Genomic DNA, 10608 nt, shown 5'->3' on the forward strand with positions numbered 1-10608 from the left:
TAAATCCTTGTACAATTACTTTAGAATCTTTGTTTACTAAAATTGACATTTTATTGTTGTTTTAATTTATTTATTTTCAGTTTATACATCAGACAAAAATAATGATTATTTGTCGTTAAAAAAATTTTTAAATCTGATTTTATTCATCATATTTTTTCAACAGATCGATTAAATCCTGTTCCTTTAATCTGTTATAATTAATATTTTCAATAAGTGGCTCAAGTTCGGGTTTTTCAACCATTAATTGTTTTAATTTCTTCCTGTTATTGACCAAAATACTCAAAGGCTGTCTTATATCTCCTTTGAACAAAACATCTGATACAAGAGTAGACCCGTCATAGCCGTGGCGTCTATATGCTTTTACCCATTTTATTTTCTTCCCATCATATACCAATTCTACAAGTGTTTTTGTAGATTCTGAAGGAAAATAAATAAAAGTTCTTGGCTTATTTTTAAGATCTGTAAATTCTATTTTCTGAATTTCAGGAGCCGGATATTTAACCATTTTCCCGTCTTACAGAATTTTAACTTTTTTATCTGAGAGGGTTATTTCATCAATCTGATTACTATCAAAAAGATTTGTTATAAAAGGTATTTTAGCATCTACTGTTCTGTTGTCGCTAAATGTAACCTTTGATTCAATCAGTGATTTCTGAGCGAAACTTATTGAATATATAAAAAGAAATAGAGCTAGTAAATTCTTCATCACAGTTTTCTCAGTTTTACCTCTTTTTTCAGATAAGTTTTAAAATCTTCTGCAAACAGCCCGATGTAGGTTCCTTTTTTAAGGTCTTTGTTAACTCCTGACTTGGCTAACAGAACCGTACCTTTCTCAATAGTAAGGCCGGATGCAATTCCAACCTGCCCCCACATGGTCACTTCGTCTTCAATGATGCAGCAACCTGCAATTCCTACCTGAGAAGCAATAAGACATTTTTTCCCGATTACAGTGTCATGACCGATCTGAATAAGGTTGTCCAAAACAGATCCATCTCCGATAACCGTAGAATCTGTAACCCCTCTGTCTATCGTACAGTTGTTTCCGATTTCCACATTGTTTCCGATCACAACGTTTCCTACAGAAATTAAACGGTCAAAGTTACCATTCAGTTTTCTGTAATAGAAAGCATCTCCACCGATAACAGTTCCGGACTGGATGATCACATTATCTCCGATTTCTGTACGGTCTCCGATGACAACATTCGGGAAAATAAGGGTATTCTTTCCGATTTTCACATTGTTTCCGATCACTGCAGAAGGATGAATTTTTGTGCCTTCCCCTATTTCAACATCGTGAAGTTCTTCTGTGAAATTATATATTCTGGTGAAATGAGTATTGATTTTATTAAAGTCTCTGAAAGGATCATCAGAAACAAGAAGCGCTTTGCCTTCCGGGCATTCTACTTCTTTATCAATTAAAATAATAGTGGCTGCAGAGTTTAATGCTTTGTCATAATATTTAGGGTGATTCACAAAAACGATATCACCTGGCTTTACCATGTGAATTTCATTGGTTCCCAATACTTCAAAATCTTCAGGCCCTACAAATGCTGAGCCTATTAAATCTGCGATGGTTTTAAGCTTTTGCGGAGAATGGAATCTCATAACAATAGATTTTCTTATAAAACAAAATTCGGAGTGCTGATGCAAACCGAATTTATGTAAATTTTATTTATTCTTTTACTCTTTCTAAGTAGCTGCCGTCTTCAGTGCTTACTTTAATTCTGTCTCCCGGTTCAATGAACAAAGGAACCATTACTCTTGCTCCGGTTTCAACGATGGCGTTCTTAAGAGCGTTTGTTGCAGTGTTTCCTTTTACTCCCGGATCAGCTTCAATAACATCAAGGTATACAGACTGTGGAAGTTCAGCAGAAAGCGGAGTTTCATCAGCTTCTTTCAAAATAATTGTTACTTCTTCACCAGCTTTCATAAACTGAGAATTCTCAATCATTTCTTTGTTGATGTATAGCTGAGAGAAATCATCATTGTTCATAAAGTGGAATCCGTTCTCATCATCATACAGATACTGGAATTTTCTGGTGATTACTTTTACTTCATCAATCTTGTGTCCAGCTGAGAAAGTATTATCAATTACTTTACCGTTAGTTACTGACTTTAATTTTGTTCTTACGAAAGCAGGTCCTTTTCCCGGTTTTACGTGAAGAAACTCGATTACTTTATAAATATCATTGCTATACTCTATGCACAGCCCTTTTCTGATATCGTTACTTGTTGCCATTAATTATGTAAATATTTATTTTCTTTTATTAAACTGTATTCCCTGCCCCTGAGGCATCATTCTGTTAAATGTATTATTATTGAACGTATTCACATTGTTATTCAATCTGTTTACATTCATCTGAATATCAGATTTATACTGATCAGCTGTTCCGAAAATTGAACTTCCTGTATTTCTCTGTTTCAGAATACCATTTAAATTATTCTTTGCAATACTATCATTGGACTCTTCAGAAAGCTTTCTTTCTATGGTAAAAGGCTTTTCTTTTTTTACTGTTTCAGGTTTTTCTGTCTGCTGTCCAAACAAAAAAGATGTCGCAGAAAGTGCAGTAAGTAAAATTAAGCTTCTCATTATCTGATAGTATCTGGTTAAATTATTCCCTGTCCTTTCCGGTACCGTACCCTTTTACAATACCTCTTGGTGAATTCTGGATAAACTGTAAGATCTCATCTCTTTCAGCCGTTGGAAGCATTTCTTTTTCAATATGTGAAATAGCCTGGGAAACGTTCATCTTCATCTGGAATATTGCTCTGTAGATTTTCTGAATTTCGAAGATTTTCTCATTGGTAAATCCTCTTCTTCTTAAACCAACAGAATTGATACCTGCATAAGACATAGGTTCTCTTGCTACTTTCACATATGGCGGAATATCTTTTCTTACCAAAGTACCTCCGGAAATCATTACATGTTTTCCGATTTTACCAAACTGGTGAACGGCCGATAAACCTCCCATTACGGTATAATCTCCGATCTCCACGTGTCCTGCAATACCACAACCGTTTACGATGATAACGTGATCTCCGATAACGCAATCATGGGCTATATGCGAAGTTGCCATAATAAGGCAGTTAGCACCTATCTTAGTATATCCCAGAGCCTTTGTCCCTCTGTTTACGGTAACGCACTCTCTGATTGTTGTATCATCACCGATAATCACCTGGGTATCTTCACCATCAAATTTCAGATCCTGAGGAATTGCAGAGATTACTGTCCCGGGAAATATCCTACAGTTTTTCCCTATTCTTGCCCCATCCATGATGGTAACATTCGGACCAATCCATGTTCCTTCTCCAATTTCTACGTCCCCTGCAATGGTAGTGAAAGGTTCTACGATTACATTTTTGCTGATTTTCGCACGTTTATCTACGGCTGCTAATTGATGAATCATTTAATCAACTTTATTTTTTGCAACTTGAGCCATAAGCTCTGCTTCTACTGCTACAGTGTCTCCTACATATCCATACCCCTGCATATGAACAATACCTCTTCTGATAGGCTCTATTAATTCAATTTTGAATATCAGCGTATCTCCCGGAATTACTTTTCTTTTGAATTTCACCTTATCAATTTTGATGAAATAGGTAGAATAGTTTTCAGGATCCGGAACGCTGGCCAGTACAAGAATTCCTCCTGTCTGTGCTAATGCTTCTACCTGAAGAACTCCAGGCATTACAGGTTCTTTCGGGAAATGTCCTACAAAGAATGGCTCATTCATTGTCACATTTTTCAGACCTACTACATGTGAGTCTGAAAGTTCAAGAACTTTATCAATCAATAAGAACGGAGGTCTGTGAGGCATAAGCTTCATAATGCCGTTGATATCGAATACCGGCTCCTTGGTAAGGTCAAAATCCGGAACGTTTTTCTTTTTCTGCAATTTCCACTGGCGGTTTAGTTTTTTCGCAAACTGGGTATTCACATAGTGCCCGGGTTTGTTCGCGATAACTTTACCTTTTATTTTTACACCTGCCAAAGCAAGGTCACCAATTACGTCCAGTAATTTGTGTCTAGCAGCTTCGTTAGGATAGTTTAAATTAAGATTATCAAGAATACCGTTTGGTCTGATGGATACATTATCTTTTCCAAAGGCTTTCTTTAGTTTTTCTGTAGTTTCAGGAGTAAGATCTTTATCTACATATACGATGGCATTGGAAATATCTCCACCTTTGATCAAACCGTGATCTAAAAGCATTTCCAACTCGTGCAGGAAGCTGAATGTTCTTGCTGATGAGATTTCGTCTTTAAATTCTGAAATATTTTTAAGAGTAGCATTTTGAGTCCCTAATACTTTAGTCCCAAAATCTACCATTGTAGTTACTTCGTAAGTATCTGAAGGAATGATCGTGATTTCCGAACCTGTAGCCGGATCACTGTAAGTAAGAACTTCTTTTACAACAAGATATTCTCTTGCTACGCTCTGTTCTGCAACTCCAACACTTTCGATAGCTTCCACAAAGTATTTTGAAGATCCATCCAAAATAGGAGGTTCAGAGGCATCCATTTCTAAAATTGCGTTATCAATATCACAACCAACAAGGGCTGCTAAAAGGTGTTCGCAAGTGGTAATTTTTACCCCTAATTTTTCTAATGTAGTTCCTCTTTCTGTTGCTACAACATAATTTACATCTGCTTCTACCTGAGGATGTCCCTCCAAGTCTGTTCTTACAAAAACAAAACCTGTATTTTCTTTGGCAGGTTTAATGGTAAGTTTTACTTCTTTACCCGTGTGAAGACCAATTCCAGAAAGAGTTACCTCTTGCTGAAGTGTTTTTTGCATATCACTCATTAGTATTATCTTTTGAGTTATTCTCAAGATTATTTATTCTACTTACTATTCCAGGCAGGTTTCTGAAATGAACATAGCTTCTCAAATAGTCATTATAACTGATTGCCGGCGAACCATACAATGTTTCCCTGTCATTAACGCTGGAATTTACACCGCTCTGAGCCTGAATTTTTACCTGATTTCCTATTTTAATATGTCCTACAACGCCTACCTGGCCGCCAATCTGGTTCCAGTCACCAATTGTAGTAGAACCTGCAATTCCTGCCTGGGCTGCAATTACGTTGTTCTGACCAATTTTCACATTGTGGGCAATCTGAATAAGGTTATCAATCTTGGTTCCTTTACCGATAATGGTAGAACCTATTGTAGCCCTGTCAATGCTACAGTTTGAACCGATTTCAACATCGTCTTCAATAATAACATTTCCAAGCTGCGGTATTTTTTTGAAGCCTTCGGCTGTTGGCTGGAAACCAAATCCGTCACCGCCAATTACCGTGTTCGAATGAATTACACAGTTATCCCCGATAATACAATAGTCATAAATCCTGGCTCCACTGTCTATCTTACAGTTTTTACCGATTTTTACTCCTTTTCCTATATATACATGCGGATAGATCTGTGAACCTTCCCCTATTTTAGCTTTCTCGGAAACATAAGTAAATGCCCCGATATAGGCCTTATCTCCTATGACAGCTGTATCGTGAATGGAAGAACCATTTTCAATACCTTCTTTTCTCCCCTGCATTTCCTGATATAAATTCATCAGAATCTGAAAAGAAAGATAGGCATCTTTTACAACGATTAGGGTAGGATTATAATGATTTTTCTCCAGAAGTTTTTCCGAAACGATGATAACAGAACATTTTGAGCTGTCCAAAAAATGAGAAAACCGATCTTGTGCTATAAAAGAAAGATGTCCTGATTCCCCATTTTCAATTGGTGAAACTCCTGTAATAAGCGCATTCTCGTCACCTATTATTTTTCCGTCAATAAAACTTGCAATTTGCGAAGCTGTGAATTCCATATTCTGCAAAGATAAGAAATTCTATAATTTGCAAACACGTTTTAGTTTCAGATCGTAAATTTTAATATTCTTTAAGAATCCATTCCGGAGATATCTCTTGGAAACATAAGAATATAGCGGGTTGTCTTATTCACCATCAACCCTGATAAAAGCTGGTCCTCTGACTCATGCAGCCTTGTTCTTTTACCATTTTTTTGCAGCAGATAGATCGGCTGTTTCTCGGCATGATAAGGGAGCAGTTTTCTTTTAATTTCATGAACCAATTCATTACCATTATTGATTCCGAAAAATTCATTGCTCTTTTTTATTTTTTCATCAATTATTTTCTTATCAAACGGATGTGACGAAATAATGGTTTTAGGCAAATTTCTCTGAATTACACATTTACACCAGTATGACAGCACAAAATCATCTGAATTCTGCCATTCCTTCATTGCCTGAATAATATCATTGTCATCAAGCCTTGTAAACCTTTCCATATCTTCATCTGTTGCAGCACTTTTTTCCCGGTATAAAAAATATTTGAGATTATCGGTTGCGGGCAGTTCAACACCCTGAGAAACCAGATATTTTGCTCTTTCAAGAATTTTAACCAAAAGAAACTCTGCCAAAGCCGACGTTTTATGATAATACACCTGCCAGTACATAAACATTCTGGCAGTCAGGAAATTTTCAATGGAATAAATTCCTTTAGCATCAATAACCAGTTCGCCTTCTTCACAGACATTCATCATAGAGATTATTCTTTGGGTATTAATATTCCCTTCAGATACTCCGGTAAAAAAACTGTCTCTTTTAAGGTAATCCAGACGGTCAACATCCAGCTGGGAAGAGATCAGCTGATTGAAAAACTTTCTGTGATATTTTCCCTGAAACATTTCAATAGCCATGGAAAGCTGCCCTTTAAACTCTTCATTCAGCTTATTCATCAGCAGTAAAGAAAGGGTTTCATGGTGCCAGTCGTCCATCAGCATACTTTCCAGCGCATGGGAAAACGGACCATGACCAATATCATGCATCAGAATAGCCAGCATCGCTCCTTTTTCCTCCTCTTCAGAAATCTTCACGCCTTTCTGTTTTAATGTTTCCAGGGCTGTAAACATCAAATGCATTGCTCCCAGAGCATGGTGAAATCTTGTATGGGTAGCCCCGGGAAAAATCAGGTTCAAAAGGCCGGTCTGCCCGATTCTCCTCAACCTTTGAAAATAAGGATGCTCAATGATATCAAATAAAATTTCGTGTGGAATTTTGATAAATCCGTGAACAGGATCGTTGATGATTTTTAGCTTATTCTGCATTGAAACTTCAATATTAGTAAACAAAGTTAGGCATTTTAAAATTGAGCCTTTTATTAAATTACCATTAAAAACCGAGGCAAGGTAATCTTTATTCTTATTATTTTACATAAAACATCTTCAGCCAGATTTAAAAATTCTCTGGGTTTTATTTGTTCATGAATTCAGATTTTCTTTAAAACTGTTTGCTGCTGTTGTATTAAAGGATTACCTTTGAGAGGATACACAATAATTTTTGATGAAAAGATAAAATGTTGGAAAAAGGCTTTGGAGCATACAAAACCATTGTTTAAGTGAAGTGAAAATGTGAATTATTTTACATTATTTTCATTTAACTAATATTTAACTTTTAATATTCCGATTTTGTGAGATTTTAAAAGGATTTGGTCAACATTTTGATACAATAACCATGTAAAAAATAAATTATGTCAGAAAAGATATTATGGATTGATGATGAAATAGATTTACTTAAACCTCATATCGTATTTTTAGAAAAGAAGGGTTACCAGGTAACGCCTGTTAACAATGTGAACGAGGCTTTGGAACTCATGGATTCAGAGAAATTTGCTTTAACATTAATTGACGAAAATATGCCGGGTATCTCCGGGCTGGAGGCTATTCCTATGATCAAGGAAAAAGATAATGCCTTAAAAATCGTTATGGTTACCAAAAGCGAGGAAGAACACATTATGGAAGAGGCTATCGGTTCTCAGATTGCCGACTATATACTAAAGCCTGTAAATCCTAATCAGATATTGCTTTCTTTAAAGAAAAACCTTCAGCAGGATAATCTTGTTGAGCAGAAAACAATTTTACAGTATCAGCAGGAATTCAGAAACCTTTCTATGGAACTTTCTTATTTGAGAACGTATCAGGAATGGGCTGAATACTATAAAAAAATCCTGAGCTGGGAAATCAAGTTTGATAAAGTGGCCGACAATGAATTTGCAGACCTGCTGCAGTCTCAGAAAGAAGAAGCCAATATTCAGTTTGCGAAGTTTATTGAGAAGAATTATGAAAACTGGCTTACAGATTCAGATAAGCCGATGATGAGCCACACGCTTTTCAAGGAGAAAGTAAAACCTGAAGTTGAAAAAGAGAAAGTTCTTCTTCTGATGGTAGACAATCTTCGCTATGATCAGTGGAAGGTTATTGAACCTTTATTTACGAAATATTATAATAAAATATCGGAAGATTATTACTACAGTATCCTTCCTACGGCAACACAGTATGCAAGAAATTCTTTCTTTGCAGGATTAATGCCATCTGAAATTGAAAAACGTTTTCCGGACAAATGGTTCAATGACAATGAAGAAGGCAACAAAAATGAGTTTGAGCGTGATTTTCTTGAAGATCAGATGAAGAGAATCGGTCTTGGATCAAAATCAATGAAATACCTTAAAGTACTGAATGCGGATTTTGAAAGAAAAATCTATGATGATTTTAATCAGCATAAAAATAATGACCTGCTGGTAATTGTTTACAACTTTATTGATATCCTTTCCCACGCGAAGACAGACAATCATATTGTAGATCAGCTGATCCGTGATGATAAGACTTTCCGTTCCCTTACGTTCAACTGGTTTGAGAACTCTTCATTAATGAAGATTATAAAAGCCGCTGCAGAAAACGGGTACAAACTGGTCATTACAACTGACCATGGAACGGTGTACGTGAAAAAACCAAGTAAAGTGGTGGGAGACAGAGAAACCTCTACCAATATCAGATATAAAACCGGTAAAAGCTTAACATATGACGACAGTGATGTATGGGCAATTACCAACCCTGAAAAGCTTTTCCTTCCAAAAGGAAACCTGAGCTCGAAGTATATTTTTGCTAAAAACAATACTTTCCTGGCTTATCCGAAAAATTACAATCATTTTGTTAATTACTATAAAGAAACTTATCAGCACGGGGGAATTTCACTGGAAGAGTGTATTATTCCTATCAGTATTTTAGAACCCAAGTAGTTTTTTTCATAGTTTATTTAATTTTGGGTTTAAAGGCGGAAAAAATCTTGCGATTTTTTCCGCCTCTTTTTTATAGTTCATATCTTCGTAAAAAATAAATCATGTTCATCATTTCGCTTACTTATAAAAGTTCTATTGAAAAGGTAGAACAGTTTATTCCGCAGCACAATATTTTCCTTGACAAACAGTATGAAGCCGGGCGTTTCATTGCCTCAGGAAGAAAAGAACCCAGAACGGGAGGGATTATTATCGCCAACGCAGAGTCTAAAAAAGAAGCAGAGCAGATCATCTCTGAAGATCCTTTTTATATTCATGAAGTTGCTGACTACACTATCACAGAATTTATCCCGTCGAAGTATAATGAAAACTTTAAAATTTTTATAGAAAACTAATGAGATTAATTACCTACAATGTCAATGGAATCAGGGCAGCTTTCACAAAAGATTTCCTGGGCTGGCTGAAGACTGCGGATCCGGATATCATCTGTATTCAGGAAAGCAAAGCCGGAAACGACCAGATTGACATCGAAAGCCTTGAAAAATTAGGATACCATAGTTATTGGCACTCGGCAGTAAGAAAAGGCTACAGCGGAGTCGGAATTGCTTCAAAAATAAAGCCCAACCATGTAGAGTATGGCTGTGGGATAGAAAGCTATGATAATGAAGGAAGAATCATCCGTGCAGATTTTGACGGTTATTCCGCTATTTCTGTATATGTTCCTTCCGCATCCAATATTGAAAGACTGGATTTTAAAATGCAGTTCTGCTATGATTTCCTTGAATACATCAAGAATTTAAAAAAAGAAATTCCCAACCTGATTATATCAGGTGATTTCAATATCTGCCACGAAGCTATTGATATTCACAATCCGGTTGGTTTAAAGAATGTTTCAGGATTTCTTCCTATGGAAAGGGAATGGATGACCAATTTCATTAATGAATGTGAACTCATTGACAGTTTCAGGTTCTTCAACAATGAACCTGATAATTACACATGGTGGAGCTACAGACAAAACTCAAGGGAAAGGAATAAAGGATGGAGGCTGGATTACAACTTCGCTTCCTATAGTTTAAAAGATAAGCTCAGCAGGGCTGTTATTTTAAAGGAAGCTGTACATTCTGATCATTGTCCTGCCTTATTGGAACTGGATCTATAATCAAACGGATATTGCCCATGCAAAAAGCCAGCTGAGTCAGCTGGCTTTTTTTAATTTAAATCATAAAATTAATCGACAATTTCATATTCGACCGGAATGGTACCACGATTGATATCTCCGATCTCATCGAACGCTGCTTTAGACATGTCTAAAGATCTTGATGAATGGTAAGGTCCTCTGTCATTAATTCTTACTATTACTTCTTTACCATTTCTAAGGTTTGTTACCTTAACGTTTGTTCCAAATGGAAGCGTTCTGTTTGCTGCAGTAAACTTTGAGTTATCAAAGATTTCTCCGCTAGCGGTTTTTCTACCGTTAAATTTATCGTGGTAGTACGATGCATAACTTGTTTTTTTCG

12 protein-coding genes are annotated in these 10608 nt (G+C 36.2%); 3 read left to right on the forward strand and 9 right to left on the reverse strand.

Going from position 1 to position 10608, the window contains the following annotated elements; translation table 11 throughout:
- Nucleotides 1–139 precede the first annotated feature (139 nt).
- The 8 genes from ACE3RB_RS19020 to ACE3RB_RS19055 form a co-directional block, all read right to left on the reverse strand.
- Nucleotides 140–505, reverse strand: coding sequence for a hypothetical protein (locus ACE3RB_RS19020; RefSeq protein ID WP_374465663.1), 366 nt, complete (start codon nt 503–505; stop codon nt 140–142).
- A gap of 200 nt (nt 506–705) precedes the next feature.
- On the reverse strand, nt 706–1605 hold the full coding sequence (locus ACE3RB_RS19025) for a UDP-3-O-(3-hydroxymyristoyl)glucosamine N-acyltransferase (protein WP_374465664.1): 900 nt from the start codon (nt 1603–1605) through the stop codon (nt 706–708).
- A 67-nt stretch (nt 1606–1672) separates the two neighbouring features.
- On the reverse strand, nt 1673–2239 hold the full coding sequence (gene efp / locus ACE3RB_RS19030; protein ID WP_002977139.1) for an elongation factor P: 567 nt from the start codon (nt 2237–2239) through the stop codon (nt 1673–1675).
- Nucleotides 2240–2254: 15 nt separating this feature from the next.
- The gene (locus tag ACE3RB_RS19035) at nt 2255–2590 is read right to left on the reverse strand and encodes a hypothetical protein (protein ID WP_374465665.1); all 336 of its coding nucleotides are present in this window, start codon (nt 2588–2590) and stop codon (nt 2255–2257) included.
- A 22-nt stretch (nt 2591–2612) separates the two neighbouring features.
- Nucleotides 2613–3407: an acyl-ACP--UDP-N-acetylglucosamine O-acyltransferase gene (gene lpxA, locus ACE3RB_RS19040; protein WP_002977135.1), complete on the reverse strand. Its 795-nt coding sequence runs from the start codon at nt 3405–3407 to the stop codon at nt 2613–2615.
- Nucleotides 3408–4805 (reverse strand): bifunctional UDP-3-O-[3-hydroxymyristoyl] N-acetylglucosamine deacetylase/3-hydroxyacyl-ACP dehydratase, encoded by a 1398-nt coding sequence (locus ACE3RB_RS19045; protein WP_002977133.1) that lies wholly within the window; start codon nt 4803–4805, stop codon nt 3408–3410.
- Nucleotides 4798–5829, reverse strand: a complete 1032-nt coding sequence (gene lpxD, locus ACE3RB_RS19050; RefSeq protein ID WP_374465666.1) for a UDP-3-O-(3-hydroxymyristoyl)glucosamine N-acyltransferase — start codon at nt 5827–5829, stop codon at nt 4798–4800. The genes ACE3RB_RS19045 and lpxD overlap by 8 nt, the downstream gene beginning before the upstream one ends.
- A 71-nt stretch (nt 5830–5900) precedes the next feature.
- Nucleotides 5901–7127, reverse strand: a complete 1227-nt coding sequence (locus ACE3RB_RS19055) for an HD domain-containing protein (RefSeq protein WP_374465670.1) — start codon at nt 7125–7127, stop codon at nt 5901–5903.
- A 422-nt stretch (nt 7128–7549) separates the two neighbouring features.
- Between ACE3RB_RS19055 and ACE3RB_RS19060 the strand changes: the two genes are divergently transcribed.
- The 3 genes from ACE3RB_RS19060 to ACE3RB_RS19070 all read left to right on the forward strand — a co-directional run bounded on the left by ACE3RB_RS19060 (nt 7550) and on the right by ACE3RB_RS19070 (nt 10250).
- Nucleotides 7550–9094, forward strand: coding sequence for a bifunctional response regulator/alkaline phosphatase family protein (locus ACE3RB_RS19060; RefSeq protein WP_002977126.1), 1545 nt, complete (start codon nt 7550–7552; stop codon nt 9092–9094).
- Between the two features lie 101 nt (nt 9095–9195).
- On the forward strand, nt 9196–9486 hold the full coding sequence (locus ACE3RB_RS19065) for a YciI family protein (protein ID WP_374465667.1): 291 nt from the start codon (nt 9196–9198) through the stop codon (nt 9484–9486).
- Nucleotides 9486–10250, forward strand: coding sequence for an exodeoxyribonuclease III (locus tag ACE3RB_RS19070; RefSeq protein WP_374465668.1), 765 nt, complete (start codon nt 9486–9488; stop codon nt 10248–10250). The genes ACE3RB_RS19065 and ACE3RB_RS19070 overlap by 1 nt, the downstream gene beginning before the upstream one ends.
- A 68-nt stretch (nt 10251–10318) precedes the next feature.
- Here ACE3RB_RS19070 and ACE3RB_RS19075 read toward each other — a convergent pair.
- The coding region (locus ACE3RB_RS19075; RefSeq protein WP_374465669.1) for a septal ring lytic transglycosylase RlpA family protein at nt 10319–10608 on the reverse strand (290 nt) is incomplete at its 5' end.

It is taken from the genome of Chryseobacterium sp. (genome assembly GCF_041914225.1).
Taxonomy (GTDB): domain Bacteria; phylum Bacteroidota; class Bacteroidia; order Flavobacteriales; family Weeksellaceae; genus Chryseobacterium.